This window comes from Segeticoccus rhizosphaerae, assembly GCF_009192725.1.
GTDB classification, from domain to species: Bacteria; Actinomycetota; Actinomycetes; order Actinomycetales; family Dermatophilaceae; genus Segeticoccus; species Segeticoccus rhizosphaerae.
Genome location: NZ_VOHR01000051.1, coordinates 1 through 17,815, shown reverse-complemented (window position 1 = coordinate 17,815; position 17,815 = coordinate 1). Strand labels below are relative to the sequence as shown.

Here is a 17,815-nt window from a genome sequence, read left to right as displayed (position 1 = left end):
GCTCCGGTGAGTTGTTGGGGGAGGTGGCGGCGAACTGCGCGATCCGCACCACCTGCACCGCCGCGAGCGCGTCCAACGCCTGCTGCGCCGCCGCCACCTCCCCCAACAACTCACCGGAGCTCTGGTGCACCGCCCCGGCTCGCGCCTGCGTGAACGCTTGCCCGGCCAGGGCGAACGCCTCACTCAACCGCTCTTCGTTCATGCGTTCTATCATACATCCGTTCGAGGCGCTGCGGAAGGCGCTGTGCAAACTTCCTGGGCCGAATTATGTTGGCGTCAAACGCAATCGGCCACCAAGGCGAAGCCCGAGGACGCCGCCGAGGCAACGGCATACCGGTCCCTCGAGCGCTTCGCCGCCCCGCAGGAACGAGGCTGGTCGTGACCACCGACAGCGCCGGCCGGATCCAAATGGGCTCGACGCGGCCAGACATGCCGTGCCACCCGGCCCCTGCAACACGCCGCGGGGATTCAGCGAGTCAGACGCGGATGCCGAGCAGGGCGTCGAGCGAGCGGCCCATCAGGCCCGGCGCCGACTCGCAGCGATCCTCGTCGTCGCTCCCCCAGGCAAGGGTGCGTTCCACCCAGGCGTCGACCGCCTCGAGCGCCGAAGGACTGTCGAGGTCGTCGGCGAGGGCAGCTCGCACCTGCTCTATGGTCGGGCCGGCGTCGGGGGCTGCGACCACCGATAGCGCCGAGCGCCACCGCTCGAGCCGGGTGGTCGCGACCTTGAGGTGGTCGTCGGTCCATTCCCACGGGGTGCGGTAGTGCTGCGCGAGCAGCGCGAGCCGAATGGCCATCGGATCGACGCCGGACTCCCGCAGCCGCGAGACGAGCACGAGGTTGCCCTTGGACTTGCTCATCTTCTCGCCCTCGAGACCGACCATTGCCTGGTGGACGTAGACCTGCGCGAAGGGTGCCTGCCCGGTCAGCGCCTCGCCCTGCACCGCGCTCATCTCGTGGTGCGGGAAGATCAGGTCGGAGCCGCCGCCCTGCACGTCGAAGCCGATCCCCAGGTGGTCGATCGCGATGGTGGTGCACTCGATGTGCCAGCCGGGGCGTCCCTGCCCGAGCTCGCCGCCGTCCCAGGAGGGTTCGCCCTCGCGGTGTGCCCGCCACAGCAGTGGGTCGAGCGCGTCCCGCTTGCCCGCGCGGTCGGGGTCCCCGCCGCGCTCGGCGTAGACCTCCATCATCTGGTCGCGGGTCCATCCCGATACGTCGCCGAAGGTCGGCTGGGCGGCCAGGTCGAGGTAGACGTCGTGCCCCTCGCCCCCCTCCTCGGCCGGCACCGGGAGACGGTATGCCGCGCCGCTCGCCACCATCTTCGTGACCGCCTCGACGTCCGACGGCACTCCCTCGACCGCGCCGACGTAGTGGTCCGGTGGGATGACGGCCAGTGCCGTCATGTCCTCACGGAACAACGCGATCTCGCGCTCGGCCAGGTCCTCCCAGTGCAGCCCGTCGCGCTCGGCGCGTTCGAGCAGCGGCTCGTCCACGTCGGTGACGTTCTGCACGTAGTCGACCTCGTGCCCGGCGTCCCGTAGCGCGCGCCCCAACAGGTCGAACGTGACGTAGGTGGCGGCGTGCCCGAGGTGCGTCGCGTCATACGGCGTGATGCCGCAGACGTAGAGGCGCGCCACGGGACCGGGGTTCAGCTCACGCACCTCCCCGGTCGCGGTGTCGTGCACGCGCACGGCGGGGCCGGAGCCCGGGACGGCAGGGAGGAACGGGGCGGGCCAGGCGATCACTTGCCGAGCCTATCCGCAGCCTTCGAGGGCGAACGTCACCAGGGCGGCCATGGAATCGCCGGCCCCTCGTCGCGTGGGCGGGGGAACCGCCCCGAGTCCAGCAGCGCGACCACCCGGTGGCGCAGCGCGGCGACCTCGTCGGCCAGCAGCAGCGACGTCAGCTGTCGGGACAGCTCCGAGTCAGTGTCGCTGAGGGCCTGGTGCACCGACTCGAGCCGGGCGAGGTCGGACTCCGGGAGGGAGCGACCGGCCCATCCCCACAGCAGGGTGCGCAGCTTGGGTTCGGAGTGGAAGGTCACACCGTGGTCGAAGCCCCACAGGTGCCCTGCCGCGTCGAGCAGCAGGTGCGAGCCCTTGCGGTCGGCGTTGTTCACCACCGCGTCGAAGACCGCGGCCGAGGCCAGGTCGGGTCGGTCGGCGTGCGCGACCACGACCGGCTCCCCAGCCGGCCCCTGCGCATCGAGCACCGGGAGCCAGCCGTCCGCGACCTCGTCGGGGGGCAAGATCGCCAGCAGCGCGGCGTCGGCCTCGCCCTCGGTCGCGACCGGACTCTCGATCCACTGCTGGAACGAGCCGTGGCCGGCCGGACCCTCTCGGAGGATCGTCGGCGGCACGAGGCCCCACCCCCCCGCCTCCGAGACCGCGTAGGCCGCGACCTCGCGGTGGGCCAGCGTGCCGTCGGGGAAGTCCCAGAGCGGACGTTCGGTCACGGCGGGCTTGTAGATGGCGCGGGTCTGCGCATCCGACAGGTGGAGCACGGTGCGCAGCGCCCGGTTGGACGACTCGAGCAGCCGACCCTCGACCTCGATGGCACCGACCGCCAGCAGCCGCAGTATGTCGCTGCTCAGCGCTTGTACCCGTTGGCGCGGGGGCAGACGTGACCGGTCGGGTCCAGCGGGCCACCGCAGAAGGGACAGTCAGGGCGGCCCGCCTTGACGGTGCGCTGGCAGCGTCCGGCGAAGGACCTGGCCTCCTGCGGACCGATCACGACCCGCAGGATCGTCTGGTCTTCGGGCACCTCGACGACGGTGACCTCCTCCTCGCCGGGCACGGCCTCGACCTCAACCTCACCGTCATGGCACTCGATCACCACGACGGAGCGCTCGGCGTCCCAGGCCAGGCTCATGCTGCCGACCCGGAACTCGTCCTCGATCGGGGTGTCCAGCGGCTCGTTGTCGGGCTCGTCCGCCGCTGTCGCGGCCGGGGGTGCGTCCTCGGTCGCGGCGACCTGGTCCAGCAGGTCGTCGAGCCGGTCGGCCAGCACACTCACCTGCTCCTTCTCCAGCGACACGCTGGTCAACCGGCGGCCGCTGCGGGCCTGCAGGAAGAAGGTGCGCTGCCCGGGCGGGCCCACGGTGCCCGCGACGAACCGCTCGGGTGGGTCGAACTCGATCACCGGCATGGCTCGACTCTAATGAGTTGGCCGGGCAATCCACCACCGGGCCGCCACCTCGGAGTTCCGCGCCGGGTGCGCGAGCGGCAGCCGGGACGGCCGCTGGTCAGGAGGAACCGCCGCCAACGGGCGCGTCGCCCGCCCCGACCTCCGGTGCGTCCTTCGGCTGCAGCCAGGCGAGGTCGGATCCACCGTCGTTCAGCAGCGCGAGGAACGGCCGGCGGGCGGTGTAGCGGATCACGGTCAGCGAAGCCGGCCCCACGACGATCCGCTGGAAGTGGTCGAAGTGCGCCCCCACCGCGTCGTTGACGACCGCCTTGATGACGTCACCGTGCGAGACGAGCGCCCACAGCGCGTCGGGCCCGTGCTCGGCCTCGACCTCAGCATCGAGCCGCCGGACCGCCGCCAGGGCCCTCGCCTGCATCCCTGACAACGACTCCGCCGCGAAGTCGTCGCTCTCGGGAAACCGGGCCGCACTGGGGTGGTCCTGCACGGTGCGCCAGAGCGGTTCGTCGGCCAGGTCCTTGATCGCGCGACCGGTCCACGCGCCATACCGGCACTCCCCCAGCTCCTCGACGACGCCCGGTTCGAGGTTGAGAGGCTTGGCCAGGACCTCGGCGCTCTCCCGGCACCGTTGCAGCGGGCTGGTCACGAGCCGGCGCACCGGAAGTCCGTCGAGGCGGTCGGCGAGCGCGCGCACCTGGGTGCGGCCCTCCTCGTCGAGCGCGACCCCCTCGGTCCATCCGGCGAGGGTTCCACCGGCATTGGCAGCGGTGCGTCCGTGTCGGATGAGCAGGGCGGTCGGCACGGGCGCCACTCTACGCGGCGAGGTGCGTGCACAAACGGCGTGGCCGTGGTGCGATGTGCACGTGATCGTCGACCGGGCCGTCTACCGGGGAGCCCGGCGTATGCCGTGTGGTGACCTCAGCACGGAGCTGGACGGGCTGCGCGCCGGCCACGAGGGTTTCATCTGGATCGGCCTGAAGGACCCGACCGACGAGGAGTTCGCGCTCGTCAACGACGAGCTGCAGCTGCACCCGCTCGCCGTGGAGGACGCGGTCAAGGGCAACCAGCGCCCCAAGATCGACGTCTACGAGAACAGCATGTTCGTGGTCCTGAAGACGCTGGCCTACGTCGAGCGGACCTCGGACGTCGAGACCGGTGAGGTGATGATCTTCGTCGGTGACCACTTCGTCGTGACGGTCCGCCGCGGAGAGGCCAACCCGCTGTCCGGTGTGCGCGCCGATCTCGAGCACACACCCTCTCACCTCGAGCACGGCCCGGTCTCGGTGATGTACTCGGTCATGGACGCCATCGTCGACGGCTACGTCAGCATCGACGCCGAGCTGCAGGACGACTTGGACAACATCGAGCGCGACGTCTTCTCGTCCTACCGCAACGTCACTGCCTCGGAGATCTACCTGCTCAAGCGCGAGGTGCTCGAGACGCGACGGGCCGCGGTCCCGCTCGCGGAGCCGCTGCGCCGGATCGTCGAGGGAGACCTGCCCAGCATCCCCGCCGAGGCGCGGCCCTTCTTCCGCGACATCGCCGACCACGTGCTGCGCGTGGTCGACCACGTCGAGTCCTACGACCGGTTGCTGACGGACGTGCTCAACGCCCACCTGGCGCAGATCTCCGTGCAGCAGAACAACGACATGCGCAAGATCTCGGCCTGGGTGGCGATCGCCGCCGTCCCGACCATGATCGCCGGCATCTACGGCATGAACTTCGACAACATGCCCGAGCTGCACCTCAGCATCCGGATGGGCGGGTCGGAGTTCTACTACGGCTACTTCGTGGTGCTCCTCGTGATGGCGGGGTTCTGCGTGTCCCTGTACCGCGCCTTCAAACGCTCCGGCTGGCTGTGACGGGCCACTTCCCGAGCAGTGAGACCCCCGCTCAGGTGGCGCTCATCCAGCCGGCCCCGAGGACCACGAGCAGCACGACACCCAAGGTGACCCGGTACCAGACGAACGTCGTGATCGAGTGGTTCCCGACGAACTTGATCAGCCAGGCGATCGAGGCGTAGGCGACCACGAACGCCACCACGATGCCCAGTGCCATCTGGCCCCAGCCCACCACGTCCGGGTGGAGGTCCTTCAGCTCGTAGAGGCCGGCGGCGGTCAGGGCGGGGATGGCCATGAAGAACGACAGCCGGGTGGCCGTGACCCGGTCGATGCCGCGGAACAGTCCGGCCGAGATGGTCGCGCCCGAGCGGGAGATGCCGGGGATGAGCGACAGACACTGGATCAGGCCGATGATCAGCCCGTCCTTGATCGTGACCCGGCCCTCACCGCGCTGCAGCCCCCGACCGCGCAGCACGTCGTGCCGGCGTTCGGAGGCCCACATGACGGCACTCCACGCGATCAGCGCCACTGCCACGACCCACAGGCTGCGCAGTCCACCGGTGATCAGGTCCTTGGCGAGGAACCCGACGATCCCCACCGGGATCGAGCCGGCGATGACGGCCCACGCCAGCGGGTAGTCAGGGTGCGACCGCCGCTCCTCGTGCAGGAGCCCACCGGCCCACGCCGTCACCAGTCGGGCGATGTCCTTGGCGAAGTAGAGGAAGGTCGCCGCGATGGCACCGAGCTGGATCACCGCCGTGTATGCCGTGACCGCCGGGTCGTCGACGGTGAGCCCGAGGAGCTTCTCCGCGATGGTCAGGTGGCCGGTCGAGGAGACGGGGAGGAACTCGGTGAGTCCTTCCACGACCCCCAGCACGAGCGAGTCGACATAGCTCAGGTCCACAGGTGATCTTTCGGGTCAGGGCAGGTGCCGGGTCGGTGCGGCCGGTCAGTCGCGAAGGCCAGTCTCTTCCATCAGGTCACCCAACGTCCGCAGGACATGCAGACGTTCCGGGAGGGACGCGGCATACGGCGAGACGCTGAGCGTCGTGACGCCGGCCTCGGCATAGCGGGCGAGCCGGTCCTTGATCCGGTCGCGGGGACCGATCAGCGCGGTCTGGTCGATCAGCTCGAGCGGCACGGCGGCTGCGGCGTCACGGTGCTGCCGGGCCAGGTAGAGGTCCTGCACCTGCTGCGCCGCCTCCTCGAAGCCCATCCGGCGGGCGAGGGCGTTGTAGAAGTTCTTCTCCCGGGAGCCCATGCCGCCGACGTAGAGCGCGGTGTAGCCGCGCAGCGGCGCCGCAGCGCGCTCGAGGTCATCGTCGATGACCACCGGCACGGTGGGGACGACGTCGTACCCGGCCAGGGGGGCGTCCGGCTCGCCCCGACCGGCCCGGCGACGCCCGGCTGTCACGGCGTCGAGCAGCTCGACCGAGCGCTCGGGGTTGAAGAAGATGGCCAGCCAGCCGTCTGCGATCTCTCCGGCCAGCTCGAGGTTCTTGGGTCCGACGGCGGCGAGGTAGAGCGGGATGTGGGAGCGCACCGGGTGCACGGTCAGCTTCAGCGCCTTGCCGGGGCCGTCCGGGAGCGGGAGGGTCCAGTGCTTGCCCTGGTACTGCACCTTCTCGCGTCGCAGGGCCTGCTGCACGATGTCGACGTACTCGCGAGTCCGTCCCAGCGGCGACCCGAACCGCACGCCGTGCCAGCCCTCGCTGACCTGTGGGCCGGACACGCCGAGGCCCAGCCGAAACCGACCGCCTGAGAGGGAATCGATCGTGGCAGCGGTCATCGCGGTCGTCGCGGGGGTGCGGGCCGGGATCTGCATGACCGCCGAGCCCAGGTCGATCTGCTTCGTGGTCGCACCCACCCATGACAGGACCGTGGGGGCGTCGGAGCCGTAGGCCTCCGCGGCCCAGACCACCGAGTAGCCGAGGCGGTCCGCCTCCTGCGCCAGGGCCAGGTTGTCCTGATCGTTGCCCGCGCCCCAGTAGCCGAGGTTCACACCGAGTTTCATGACGTGAGGCTAGCGGCGGGGCCGGTGTCCGCGCCCACGCAGCCCCGCTACCGTACGGAGACATGCGCCACAGACGACTCGGACGTTCCGGCCTGCGGGTGTCCCGCACCGGGCTGGGCACGATGACGTGGGGCAGCAGCACCTCCCGCGAGGACGCCCGAGACCAGCTCGAGCTCTTCGCCGCGGCCGGCGGCAACCTCGTCGACACGGCACACGGCTACGGCAACGGCGCGGCCGAGGAGATCCTGGGTGAGCTGCTCGACGACGTGGCAGCTCGGGATGATCTGGTCCTGTGCAGCAAGGCCGGCATCTCCCGCTCCAGCGGCGAGCGGGTCGTGGACACCTCGCGGGGCACGTTGATGCGGCAGCTGGACACCTCTCTCCGGCGACTCGGCACCGACCATCTCGACCTGTGGCTCGTGCACACCTGGAGCGATGACGCCCCGTTGGAGGAGACGCTCTCCGCCCTGGAGTGGGCCGTGACCTCCGGCAGGGCGCGCTATGTCGGTGTCTCCAACTACTCGGGCTGGCAGGCGGCCCGCGCCAGCTCGCTCCTCGAGTCCGCCCGGGTGCCGCTGGTGGCGAACCAGGTGGAGTACTCCTTGCTGTGCAGGATCCCCGAGGACGAGCTCGTGCCCGCCGCGGGCGCACTCGGCTTCGGCCTGCTGGCGTGGTCGCCGCTCGGGCGTGGCGTCCTCACCGGCAAGTACCGGCACGGCATACCGGCGCAGTCGAGGGCCGCATCGGCCGACTTTGCCGGTTTCGCCCAGCGCTACCTGGACGACGAGTCGGCCCAGGTCGTGGAGGCAGTGGCCACGGCCGCCCAGGGGTTGGGGTGCTCCGCGGCCGAGGTGGCCCTGGCGTGGGTGCGGGACCGCCCCGGCGTGGCGGCGCCGGTGCTCGGAGCGCGCACCGCTGCGCAGCTGCGCACCCTGGTCGGGGCGGAGGACCTCGAGCTGCCGAGGGAGATCGTCGAGGCTCTGGAGGACGTCTCGGACTGAGGGTCCGGCCGGGGCCCGGCCCTGCCGGGCCAGCGACGCACTGGCGTTCCCTGCTCAGCCCCGCGGGGCGTCAGCTCTGCCGGGTGTCCACGTCGTAGTCGCTGTCGTCGAGGCCGAGGTAGACGCCGTCGTCGTCCTCGTCGTCGTCCTCCAGCTCGTCATCGTCCCCGTCGTCTCCGTCGTCGTCATCATCGTCATCGTCGCTGTAGATCTCGAGCGGGGTGACCTCGCCGTAGGAGTCGAGCAGCGCGTCGTCGTAGGACTCGAACGCGTCGGCCAGGTCCTGGTAGGCGGCCACGACCGAGGGGTCGTTCTCGCCTCTGCGGGAAGCAGCGGCTTCGAGGTGGCGCTCGAGGGCGGCGACGAGGGAGGCCAGCGCGGCACGCGGATCGGCGGTCATGGCACGACGTTAGCCGTTCTTGCGTCAGAATGGTGCTGATGGTCGAGTACGAGTACCGCGTCCTGCACTTCCCCCGTGACGCGTCCCGAGGGGACGTGCGCCGGGTCCTGACCGAGCACGCCGAGTACGGCCACTGGGAGCTGTCGCGCATGCGCCTCTACTGGGGCGGCGCGCGCAAGGCCTGGATCCGGCGCAAGATCATCCGGGTGCGGCGCACCGCCTAGCTCCACCGGTCAGCAGGTGGCGATCAACCGGCCCAACACCCGTGTCCCGAACTCGAGTGCTGCCACCGGCACCCGCTCGTCGATGCCATGGAACATCGGCGCGAAGTCGAGGTCGGCCGGAAGCTGAAGCGGGGCGAAGCCGTAGCCGGTGATCCCCAGCTGCGCGAGGGCCTTGTTGTCGGTGCCCCCGGACAGGCAGTAGGGCAGCACCTGCGCGTCCGGGTCCTCGGCGAGCAGCGCCGCCTTCATCCGGTCCACGAGCGCCCCCTCGAAAGGCGCCTCGAGCGCGATGTCCCTGTGGTACACCTCGACCTCGACCAGGTCGCCGGCGAGCTCACGGATCGTGGCCAGCAGCTCGTCCTCGTGGCCGGGCAGGAACCGGCAGTCCAGCGAGGCCGATGCGGTCTGTGGGATCACGTTGTGCTTGTAGCCGCTGTCGAGCATGGTGAAGTTCGCGGTGTCCTGCAGCGTGCCCTCCACGAAGCCCCTCGCGCCGCCCAGGTGGGCGAGCAGGTCGTCAGCGTCATCGTCGGTGTATGCCGTGCCGGACAGGTCACTCACGCCGTCCAGCAGCTGCCGCACCGAGGCGAGGTAGTGCCGCGGCCACGGGTGGGCGTCGATGCGAGCGATGGCCTCCGCGAGCCGGGCGATCGCGTTCTCGTTGTTGGGGACCGAGCCGTGACCGGCGCGTCCGTGCGCGTGCAGGCGCAGCCACATGATGCCCTTCTCCGCAGTCTGCAGGAGGTAGGCGCGGGTCGGTTCGCCCGTCTCGGCCGCAGGGAAGGTGATGCTGTAGCCGCCCACCTCGCTGATCGCCTCGGTGACTCCCTCGAACAGCTCCGGACGGTGGTCGGTGAGCCAGTGGCTGCCGTAGACGCCGCCCGCCTCCTCGTCGGCGAGGAAGGCGAAGACGAGGTCGCGCGGTGGCCTGGTGCCGGTCCGGGCGAGGTGGCGCAGATTGGCCAGGATCATCGCGTCCATGTTCTTCATGTCGACCGCGCCGCGGCCCCAGACGCAGCCGTCCCTGATCTCTGCCGAGAACGGGTCCACCTGCCAGTCCGCCGCATTGGCCGGCACCACGTCGAGGTGGCCGTGGATGGCCAGTCCCGGGCGGGAGCTGTCCTCCCCCTCCACCCGCACGACCACGCTCGCGCGACCAGGTTCGCTCTCGACATACGTGGGGTCCAGGCCGACCTCGGTGAGCCGGCCCATGACGTACTCGGCGGCCTCCCGCTCGCCAGGCCCGCTGCCGTCCCCGTAGTTGCTCGTGTCGATCCTGATGAGCTCCTGGCAGAGGCGGGTCACCTCGCTCTCAGGGGCGATGTCAGTGGTGGCTGGGCGATCCGCGGTGTGGGTCATGCCCAGCACCATAGTTGGGGTCGCCGCCGGCCACGAGGGCCACGCGTGGTCCCGGTCTCGACCACCGTTCGGCGAGTTCTGATCTGTGCCACCTGCGTGTTAGAGTTTCGCCGCGTTGCAGGTGCTCCCACAGCACCTGCACGAGCACCTTGTCCGGGTGGCGGAATGGCAGACGCGCTAGCTTGAGGTGCTAGTGCCCTTTATCGGGCGTGGGGGTTCAAGTCCCCCTCCGGACACACCCAGCGCCCCGAGTCTTTGCAGGTCAGAGGCTTGGGGCGCTTCCGTTTGCCCTGACAAAGCTGGCCCGTGATACCGGCGTGATACCTCATGACGTCGCCTCCTCTCCAAGGAGCACCACAATGGTCGCTCCCACGACCTTGCGGGCGTGTTCCTCTGCTGATAGGAACGCCTGAGCTTCGCTCTCTTGCACATCCTCTGCCTTCTCCAGGACCGCATCTGCAGCACTTGCGACGCACTCCAGCGCCTCCTTCACATCATTGTTAAAGGCGGCTGCGGAGGCCGCGAGCACCTCAGGGCGAGCCGTCAGGTAAGCCGACCCCTGATCCGTGGAAAACTCAAGGCTAAGGCCGACGGCCCGTTGCACGGGGTCTTGGTACATGCGGCTTGGCGATCGGACACTTCGGCCCATGGCAGGTAGGTGGCGCTTTCTAGGTCCTCGAGAAGGTCAAGCTCGAATGCTTCTCGTCGCGTTTGGCGGGCAGCTGCCTGCTCGTGGGATCGTGCCTCACGTTGCGCGGATCGCGACCACCTGCAGTTGAGCCACTGGCCCACCAGAGTCAACGCACCTCCAGCGGCCCCACTGATAACAGATTGGAGCCAACCAACATCAACCATTACCCCCCCTGCCATCAGTGCCCCGAACTTCGCAGCCGCCTCCTGCCGCATGCCCGGCATGACGTGAGCGTAGACGCCGAGTGTGATGGTCGCGTTGGCGTGCCCCAGGCGTTCCGAGACGACCTTGACGGGCACACCGGCCGCGAGGAGCAGCATCCGCGTGAGTGTGTCGCAGGTCGTGAAGCCGGATCTTCGCCAGAGACTTCTGTCCACCCGCAGCCCGTGCCTGCTCGACGGCCGCCGCGAACTTGCGGGAAAACCGCTCAGGATGCCGGACGGTCCCGTCGAGGCTGGCAAAGACGTAGGCGTCCTCCCGGGCTAGCGAGAGAGACAGCGTGCCTTGGGCCGCCTTGTGCGTCCTGAGCCCGGCGGCCGTATCGGGGTCGAGGTCGACCGTGCGCGGCTTTCCGGACTTCGGCGGGCCGACGATAATCCGTTCACCCTCGCCCTTGACCTCCACGACCGTGGCCGAGCGGCGCACCGACAGCCGGCCAGCGTCGAGGTCCACGTCGCCCCAGCGCAGCGCGAGCGCCTCGCCGCGGCGCATCCCGGTGGAGGCGAGCAGCTGCCACGCTATGGCCAGCTCGTCACGAGCCACGCGTACCTGCGGGTGAAGGCTGATTACGGAATTTCGTTGTCGGCACTGATTGTTCGTGCCTCACGACTCGGAGTGATCAGCAGTCATCGGGCACGTAGCCTGTTCATCCAATTGTCTTCGCAGGGGTGGCGGCGAAACGAACCTGTGGCGGTCGCGTCTGAGACGCCACGACTGCTCACGCAAGCTGCTCGGTACGGAATCTCACCTGATCCCCGAGTCATTGCGCAGCGGGCGGGCCTGCGCCACTCCCAAGTCGAGCAGTGGACAGGCCTCACGGCTCCTCCCGCGCCCGTCACTAACGTTATTCCGTTACGGCGAGCATGACACCGGCGCTCCGGCCCCGCGCGGGAGAGCCGGGGCGCTTGGTCGCCTGGGGGTGGGAGCCAGATACGACCGCTGTTCCTCCCGTTCCAGAGCACGACCCCTGTCCAAACAACGGACGGCCGTTGCAAACATATGCACAAGGTCGGCAAGATATGCACAGATGCGTCGCGCGGGGGGCGCGGCTCCGGTCATCGACTGATGGGAGTGGATCGCCGTGGGCGAGTCGGGTCGGCGGCGGCTCGCGCGGCTGGTCCGGGCCCGTCGTGAATCGCTCGGCCTGTACCGGGAGCAGATCCCAGCCAGGGGTGGACCTACAACTTCGATCGTGACCAAGATCGAGCGAGGGGACGCGCATGAGTACACACTGCGCACGTACGAGCGGCTGGAGGCGGCGCTGGAATGGCCACCCGGCACGATCACGCAGATTCGCCGGGGCGGCCTCACCTCGATCGACGAACACCACCTTGTGACCGGGTTGGTCAGCGCGGAGGACATGGGCCTCGAGGATCACCCCGCCCGGGAAGTGCTGACCTCAATCAGCGATGGCGCGCTGCTAGCCGAGCTGGAGCGCCGGCTCGGTTCGCGAAGGGCATGACATAAGCGCCCCCACCCTCAGATGGGGTGGGGGCGTTCGCGCGCAGACTGAGGCTACGCCTGCATGGAGCCGACGAAAGCGCCCCGCCTCCTGCGGAGGGAGGCGGGGCGGTTCATTGCGCCAGCCGGTCAGGGCTGCTCGTGGTACCAACCGCGCCAGTGCCAGATCACGGCAGGCGCCTCCGGGAGGAGGCGGCACGGTAGGCAGGGAGGGTGCATGCTTTTGCACCCTAGCCAATGGTAGGCGGGACCGCCAGGGGATGGCGTGGTGGTGGGAGCGGTTGATCCGGTCGAGGCGCCGGGCCGGCGACTGACGGTGATGCGAAAAGCGCCCCCACCCCGGGCAGGGTGGGGCATTCGCGCGCAGTTTTGCGGCTACTACTGCGATCAGAGAATGACTCCGGACGCGCTCGCCCTCGTGCCTCCCGCCCAGAGGTAGTCAGCGGCGGCGGAAGACCGGATATGCCTCAGGTCGACCCTTGGTATCCGCGGCGACGCTCCAGTGTTCGAGTCGCCACCTGTCGCCTCGATTGCGTCCGGGTCTGCTGCACGGACAGGTGACACCTGATCTGTGGCGTTAAGAGGCGCCGCTGGAAGTGGCGGGAGTGTGACTGCCGCCACTTCGCATTCCACGTCCAGCTACGTGGTCTGCGCGTCCCGGCGTTTGATCGGAAGGTCAGGCGGTGGTGCCGGGCTCGAGCCTGGCACCTGGTTCGATGGCCGAGTCGACCGTCGATCCGGTGCCGACGAGGACGATCTCCTCGTCACGGGCCTGCCGCCGTGATGGAGCCGCGCCGATCCGTGCCTTGCTGCCCACCATGCATCCTTCGTCGATCACCGCGGTGTGGACGACCGCACCGGAGGCGATCACGACATCGTCGAAGATCACGCTGTCGGTTACCCGGGCCCCCTTCTCGACCACCACGCCCGGTCCGAGCACGCAGCCGTCGACCTCGCCAGCGACAACGCACCCTGGGGAGACCAGGCTGTTGGCGAGCCCAGCGGTGTGCCGGATGCGGGCCGCCGGGCGATCCGGCCAATGCGAGATCACCGGTCGGTCGGGGTGGTCGAAGACGTCGATCTTGCCGGCCAGCAGGTCGCGGTGGCCCTGCAGGTATGTCGCCGGCTGGCCCAGGTCGCGCCAGTAGCCTTCGATCGGCACGGCCCGGACCGAACTGGTCTCGATCAGTCGAGGCAGGAGGTGCTCGCCGAAGTCGCCGAGCCCGGTGGAGTCGCCTTCGACGGCCTCGTCGAGCTCGGCGCGCAGCGCCGAGAGCGTCTCCAGCAGGGCGTCGGTGCGGTACAGGAAGATCTCGGTGGCGACCGTGCCAGTGCTGGGCCGCGCGACCTTCACCTCCAGCTCCTGGACGACGCCATCACTCCCGACCACGACGGCCACGTTCTCCGACGCCGTCTTGCGCGTCACCTCGGCCGTGACCACCGTCGCGGCGCTCCCGCGGGCGACGTGCTCCTCGACGACCGGCACGAGGTCCATGTTGAAGATGTGGTCGGCGCTGCTGACCAGGACGTGCTCCGGTCCGCGCGCAGCCAGGTCGGCCGCCATCTTCAGCAGCAGATCGGCGTTGCCCTGCGCAAACCCCTCCTCGCTGGTGGGACCGGTGCCCGTCTGCGGCACCATCCGGCGGAAGCCGCCCCGGTTGCGGTCCAGACTCCACGGACGGCCGCCGGCAAGGTAGTCGTCGAGCGAGGTGACCTGGTACTCCAGGCTGACCCACACGTCGCTCACCTGCGAGTGCACCAGGCTCGACAGCGGGAAGTCGATCAGCCGGTGCACGCCACCGAACGGCAACGCCGGCTTGGCCCGCTCACGGGTCAGCACGTCCATCCGGCCGCCCGCACCCCCGGCCTGCACGACCGCCAACACCTGTCCGCGCCGCATCGCGCCTCCTCGCTCGGAGTCCGTCACGCTACGGGAATCCGGTCACGATGCCCAGCGCGGTCTGACTCTGTCCTGCGCCCGGCGCGTCAGCCGGCAGCGAGGGTCGCGGTGACCTCGATCTTGGCGCCGGCGAACAGTCGGGAGATCGGGCAGAGCGCGGCCGCCTCGTCGACGATCTCCTGGAACTTCGCCGCGTCCACTCCGTCGACCGTGCCGGTGACCTCGATCGCCGCGGTCGTGACGGTCGGCAGCCCGTCGACCTCGTCGAGGGTCACCGTGGAGGAGACCTCAAGTCGGGTCACCTCCAGCTTGTTCTCGCCGAGCCGCAGGGAGAGCGCCATCGAGAAGCACGAGGAGTGCGCGGCAGCAGCCAGCTCTTCCGGGCTGGTCTTGCCACCGGGCTCCTCGGTGCGGGCCGCCCAGGTCACGGGGAGCGCAGTCAGGGCGCCGCTGTCACCCGAGACCTCTCCGGCGCCGCGGGCGAGGCTGCCCTGCCAGGTCGTGCGGGCGGTGCGTGATGCGATGGCCATGTCGTCCTCCAAGTGTCTGTGCGGTTTTGTCACGGTATCATCCGGGTAAAACCTATCGGGGCACGGGCCGCGAGCGTCACTCGCCGTCTGGCTCCGGGCGCTTCCTCGGCAGTCCCTCGATGATCCTCCCCCTCCCGATGTGACCCGCGCCACCTTGGCGCGCAGGCGCTCGGCAGGCTAGCCTTACGCAGGTAAGCCTTGCCTACCTCTTGAAGGGTGCCCCGCGTGATCGTCTGCCACTGCAAGGTCGTCACCGACCGCGCCGTCGGCGAGTCGATCGAGCGCGGCGCCTGCACGCTGGGCCAGGTCTGCCGCGACACGGGCGCGGGGCAGGACTGCGGCGGGTGCGTCTTCTCGCTCAAGCGCGTCCTCGTGGAGCACGAGGGCAAGGCGCCACTGCAGCCGGCCACCACCGCCGCCGCCAGCTGAGCCCCTGCTCACGAGGTCTGCACCCGCGGGCCGGACGCTCGTGTGCTCGGCGACGCACGGCATACCTTCCCTCCGCGGGGCTGCCGTGAAAGCATGACGCGACCACACGATTCCCGATCCCGGAGGCCGCCGTGCAGCCCGTCAACCCTCGCATCGTCCAGCTGTTCAACGACGCGCTCACTGTGGAACTGACCGTCACCAACACCTACTTCCTGCACGCGCGCATGCTCGACAACTGGGGGCTGGCGCGGCTCGGCAAGGTCTTCTATGACCTGTCGATCGAGGAGATGAAGGACGCGGACGACCTGATCAGCCGGATCCTCATGTTCGACGGCCACCCGAACGTCCAGAAGCTCGGCTCGATCCAGGTCGGCGAGTCGGCCGAGGAGATGCTCCAGCTCGGCTTCGAGAGCGAGAAGGCGGCAGTGGCCCAGTTCAACGCGTCCGCCAAGGAGTGCCACGACCTGGCCGACCACGCCTCGGCCGCCGTCTTCGAGGAGATGGCCCGCGACGAGGAGACTCACGCCGACTGGTTCGAGGGGCAGCTCGAGGCCGTCAAGATCGTGGGCACCGCGCAGTACCTCGCGCAGCAGATCGGCTCCGACTCCCCCGCCTGAGCCGGCCGCCGCGTCCACCCGGCGGGCGAGGACCGCGCGTGGCGGCTAGCCCAGAAGCCTTGCGGCTGCTGCTTGTTCGCTGGCGGTCGGCGAGTAGGTGTAGTGCACCCAGTGCGCACCCAGCCGCAGCGCCACGGCGTCGGCGATGCGCTCCAGCTCGATCGTGGAGACGCCCTCCCAGGTGTGCTTGCGGCACTGCAGCACATGGCCGTACTCGTGCTTGATGACGTCCTCGATGCGGTCCATCGGTGTCGAAAGACCCACCCAGACCTGGCAGCTCGACAGGTCTGTGGTGCCCCAGTGCCCCGGCGCGCTCGGGTTGTCGTAGGGGTGGACGGTGATGCCATAGCGACGCGCCACCGAGGCGATCAGCCCGTCGCGGGTGAGCGTCGGCTCGGTCGTGTGCGTCGTGGTGGGGCTGGGCGTCTGGGTCGGACGAGGCGTGACCTTGCTCGGCGCCGGGCGCGGTGTGGGTGAGGCAGTCGGTGTCGCGGTCGAGCTCGGGACGGCAGGACGTCTCGTCCGGGCAACCTCACTGCGTGAGGCGGCGCGGGCCGGCTGAGACGTTGCCCGAGCCGCAGGAGGGGTCGCCGGCGACGGGCGGGCCGAGGGGTGGCTGGTGGTGGGCTCGGCCCGCACCGCGCGGCCCATTCGCGCTGCGTTGTGCGCGAACTCGGCAATCCTCTGGGGGGCATGAGCCGACAGCTGGCCGACGATGGGCACGAGGCTGAAGTCGGCAGCGCTGGCGAGGGGGGACGGAATCGCCTGGCTGGAGGGTGCGGACGCGCCGAGGAGCCCGCAGGACAGCGCGACGGCGCCGAGGGCGGGGACGAGGCGTCGCCGGGTGGAGCGGACAGGGCGGGATCGGGTGCGGCTCACGTGACTTCTCCAGGGTTGAGCCGACGCCGGCCGCTCGCGGCTCGCCCGTGGCCGGCGCGGTGCCGGTGTGGGGAGAGGGTCAGGCGAATCCGCTCAGGGCAGGTCGACGGCACGTTGATGAGCGCCAGAACTGCGAGGTAGCAGCGCTGTCGTCACCGTCGGGGACGCGAAAGGCCCGTGAGCCTCTCGCGCGGCCCACTCTCTCCCGACGCACGTCCTGCGGTCAACGCAGCCAATGCCAAATCTTGTTCAGGATTTGACCAAAGTTCGGGCAACGGAGAGTCAACTGTGCTACCTGCCGTCGCCCGTCACGGGCCGCATCGCCGCGCGGCAGCGAACCACGACGGGGCCGGGCAGGAGTGCGAACCTGCCCGGCCCCGTCGTGTGGGTGCAAGGAGAACCTCAGACGCGACCGAAGCCGGAGACCCCGCTGAAGATGTGGCGCTTCTGCGTGCGCAGCCCGGGCTTGCCCGAGTCGAACATCTGGCCCGGACCGGCGTAGATGCCGACGTGATGGGCCGGGTAACCGAAGAACACCAGGTCGCCGGGACGCGGGTGGGCGACCCGGTGGGCGCGACGCTGCTGGCCTGCGGCGGTCCGGGGCAGGTTGACGCCCGCCTTCCGGTAGACGAACTGCGTGAAACCCGAGCAGTCGAACCCGCGGGGGGTCGTGCCGCCGAAGCGGTAGTAGATGCCGGTGTAGCGCTTGGCGATCGAGACGATCGAGTTCACCGGAGCCTTCCGCTTGAGGCTGCGCGACGGAGCCTTCGTCGTGTGGCGTGCCGGAGCCTTATTGACCCTCTTCGCCACGTGCCGGACCAACCGCATCGTGGCGGCCGTCCTCGGCCCGACGATGCCGTCGCGCACCATGTGGTGGCGCGACTGCCAGCGCTTGACGGCTCGCAGCGTCCTCGGGCCGAAGACTCCGTCGGGGTGGGCACCGACGACGCGCTGGATCTTCCGCACCATGGCGCCCCGCGCGCCATACCGGATGGTGTGCCACCTGGCCGGCTTCGCAAGCACCGTGGTGGTCACCGCGGCCGGGGTGACGGCGGTGGGGGCAGGTGCGGCGGCCGGCGGACCGACGGCACCGGCCGTCGGTGCCA

The 17,815-nt window shown here is 69.8% G+C and carries 21 protein-coding genes and 1 tRNA gene; 7 read left to right on the top strand and 15 right to left on the bottom strand.

The genetic code is table 11. The annotated features are described in order from the left end of the window. The 5 genes from FRW57_RS06635 to FRW57_RS06615 all read right to left on the bottom strand — a co-directional run. The coding region (locus FRW57_RS06635; RefSeq protein WP_152185616.1) for a hypothetical protein at nucleotides 1-202 on the bottom strand (202 nt) is incomplete at its 3' end. Nucleotides 203-476: 274 nt separating this feature from the next. Continuing rightward, nucleotides 477-1,745, bottom strand: coding sequence for a cysteine--1-D-myo-inosityl 2-amino-2-deoxy-alpha-D-glucopyranoside ligase (gene mshC, locus FRW57_RS06630; protein WP_152185615.1), 1,269 nt, complete (start codon nucleotides 1,743-1,745; stop codon nucleotides 477-479). A gap of 35 nt (nucleotides 1,746-1,780) precedes the next feature. Beyond that, nucleotides 1,781-2,554, bottom strand: a complete 774-nt coding sequence (locus FRW57_RS06625; protein ID WP_238384795.1) for an SCO1664 family protein — start codon at nucleotides 2,552-2,554, stop codon at nucleotides 1,781-1,783. A 35-nt stretch (nucleotides 2,555-2,589) separates the two neighbouring features. Further along, on the bottom strand, nucleotides 2,590-3,147 hold the full coding sequence (locus tag FRW57_RS06620) for a DUF3090 domain-containing protein (RefSeq protein WP_137122667.1): 558 nt from the start codon (nucleotides 3,145-3,147) through the stop codon (nucleotides 2,590-2,592). A 97-nt stretch (nucleotides 3,148-3,244) separates the two neighbouring features. Beyond that, nucleotides 3,245-3,946, bottom strand: a complete 702-nt coding sequence (locus FRW57_RS06615; protein WP_137122666.1) for an MSMEG_4193 family putative phosphomutase — start codon at nucleotides 3,944-3,946, stop codon at nucleotides 3,245-3,247. Nucleotides 3,947-4,007: 61 nt separating this feature from the next. Here FRW57_RS06615 and corA point away from each other — a divergent pair, with 61 nt between their 5' ends. Further along, nucleotides 4,008-5,006 (top strand): magnesium/cobalt transporter CorA, encoded by a 999-nt coding sequence (gene corA, locus FRW57_RS06610; protein WP_152185614.1) that lies wholly within the window; start codon nucleotides 4,008-4,010, stop codon nucleotides 5,004-5,006. A gap of 31 nt (nucleotides 5,007-5,037) precedes the next feature. Here corA and FRW57_RS06605 read toward each other — a convergent pair whose 3' ends face one another. Then, the gene (locus FRW57_RS06605) at nucleotides 5,038-5,889 is read right to left on the bottom strand and encodes an undecaprenyl-diphosphate phosphatase (protein WP_137122664.1); all 852 of its coding nucleotides are present in this window, start codon (nucleotides 5,887-5,889) and stop codon (nucleotides 5,038-5,040) included. Between the two features lie 45 nt (nucleotides 5,890-5,934). Then, nucleotides 5,935-6,999: an LLM class F420-dependent oxidoreductase gene (locus tag FRW57_RS06600; protein WP_137122663.1), complete on the bottom strand. Its 1,065-nt coding sequence runs from the start codon at nucleotides 6,997-6,999 to the stop codon at nucleotides 5,935-5,937. A 62-nt stretch (nucleotides 7,000-7,061) separates the two neighbouring features. Between FRW57_RS06600 and FRW57_RS06595 the strand changes: the two genes are divergently transcribed. After that, the gene (locus FRW57_RS06595) at nucleotides 7,062-8,000 is read left to right on the top strand and encodes an aldo/keto reductase (RefSeq protein ID WP_137122662.1); all 939 of its coding nucleotides are present in this window, start codon (nucleotides 7,062-7,064) and stop codon (nucleotides 7,998-8,000) included. A gap of 70 nt (nucleotides 8,001-8,070) precedes the next feature. Here FRW57_RS06595 and FRW57_RS06590 read toward each other — a convergent pair whose 3' ends face one another. Next, nucleotides 8,071-8,400, bottom strand: a complete 330-nt coding sequence (locus tag FRW57_RS06590; protein ID WP_152185613.1) for a primosomal protein — start codon at nucleotides 8,398-8,400, stop codon at nucleotides 8,071-8,073. Between the two features lie 38 nt (nucleotides 8,401-8,438). Here FRW57_RS06590 and FRW57_RS06585 point away from each other — a divergent pair, with 38 nt between their 5' ends. Next, nucleotides 8,439-8,624, top strand: a complete 186-nt coding sequence (locus FRW57_RS06585) for a DUF5703 family protein (RefSeq protein WP_202911634.1) — start codon at nucleotides 8,439-8,441, stop codon at nucleotides 8,622-8,624. A 9-nt stretch (nucleotides 8,625-8,633) separates the two neighbouring features. On the opposite strand, the gene FRW57_RS06580 is transcribed toward FRW57_RS06585, so the two are convergent. Further along, nucleotides 8,634-9,983: a M20/M25/M40 family metallo-hydrolase gene (locus tag FRW57_RS06580; RefSeq protein ID WP_152185612.1), complete on the bottom strand. Its 1,350-nt coding sequence runs from the start codon at nucleotides 9,981-9,983 to the stop codon at nucleotides 8,634-8,636. Between the two features lie 151 nt (nucleotides 9,984-10,134). Here FRW57_RS06580 and FRW57_RS06575 point away from each other — a divergent pair. Continuing rightward, nucleotides 10,135-10,219: transfer RNA gene (locus tag FRW57_RS06575), tRNA-Leu, on the top strand. A gap of 89 nt (nucleotides 10,220-10,308) precedes the next feature. On the opposite strand, the gene FRW57_RS06570 is transcribed toward FRW57_RS06575, so the two are convergent. Continuing rightward, a complete protein-coding gene (locus tag FRW57_RS06570; protein ID WP_137122658.1) occupies nucleotides 10,309-10,587 on the bottom strand; it encodes a hypothetical protein in 279 nt (92 codons plus the stop codon). A 243-nt stretch (nucleotides 10,588-10,830) separates the two neighbouring features. Then, the gene (locus FRW57_RS06565; RefSeq protein ID WP_152185611.1) at nucleotides 10,831-11,436 is read right to left on the bottom strand and encodes a tyrosine-type recombinase/integrase; all 606 of its coding nucleotides are present in this window, start codon (nucleotides 11,434-11,436) and stop codon (nucleotides 10,831-10,833) included. A 649-nt stretch (nucleotides 11,437-12,085) separates the two neighbouring features. Between FRW57_RS06565 and FRW57_RS06560 the strand changes: the two genes are divergently transcribed. Next, on the top strand, nucleotides 12,086-12,355 hold the full coding sequence (locus FRW57_RS06560; RefSeq protein ID WP_137122656.1) for a hypothetical protein: 270 nt from the start codon (nucleotides 12,086-12,088) through the stop codon (nucleotides 12,353-12,355). 675 nt (nucleotides 12,356-13,030) lie between these two features. Here FRW57_RS06560 and FRW57_RS06555 read toward each other — a convergent pair. Continuing rightward, nucleotides 13,031-14,254, bottom strand: a complete 1,224-nt coding sequence (locus FRW57_RS06555; protein WP_137122655.1) for a glucose-1-phosphate adenylyltransferase family protein — start codon at nucleotides 14,252-14,254, stop codon at nucleotides 13,031-13,033. Nucleotides 14,255-14,340: 86 nt separating this feature from the next. Beyond that, entirely contained in the window at nucleotides 14,341-14,784 is a 444-nt protein-coding gene (locus FRW57_RS06550) for an OsmC family peroxiredoxin (protein WP_137122654.1), read from the bottom strand. A gap of 225 nt (nucleotides 14,785-15,009) precedes the next feature. Between FRW57_RS06550 and FRW57_RS06545 the strand changes: the two genes are divergently transcribed. Beyond that, nucleotides 15,010-15,213, top strand: coding sequence for a (2Fe-2S)-binding protein (locus tag FRW57_RS06545; protein WP_137122653.1), 204 nt, complete (start codon nucleotides 15,010-15,012; stop codon nucleotides 15,211-15,213). A gap of 131 nt (nucleotides 15,214-15,344) precedes the next feature. After that, the gene (bfr, locus tag FRW57_RS06540) at nucleotides 15,345-15,830 is read left to right on the top strand and encodes a bacterioferritin (protein WP_137122652.1); all 486 of its coding nucleotides are present in this window, start codon (nucleotides 15,345-15,347) and stop codon (nucleotides 15,828-15,830) included. 45 nt (nucleotides 15,831-15,875) lie between these two features. Here the strand turns inward: bfr and FRW57_RS06535 are convergent, their stop codons facing one another. Further along, complete coding sequence (locus tag FRW57_RS06535) at nucleotides 15,876-16,709, bottom strand: hypothetical protein (RefSeq protein WP_137122651.1); 834 nt, start codon at nucleotides 16,707-16,709, stop codon at nucleotides 15,876-15,878. Between the two features lie 402 nt (nucleotides 16,710-17,111). Beyond that, nucleotides 17,112-17,815: C40 family peptidase (locus FRW57_RS06530; protein WP_238999342.1), on the bottom strand; the 704-nt coding region annotated here is incomplete at its 5' end.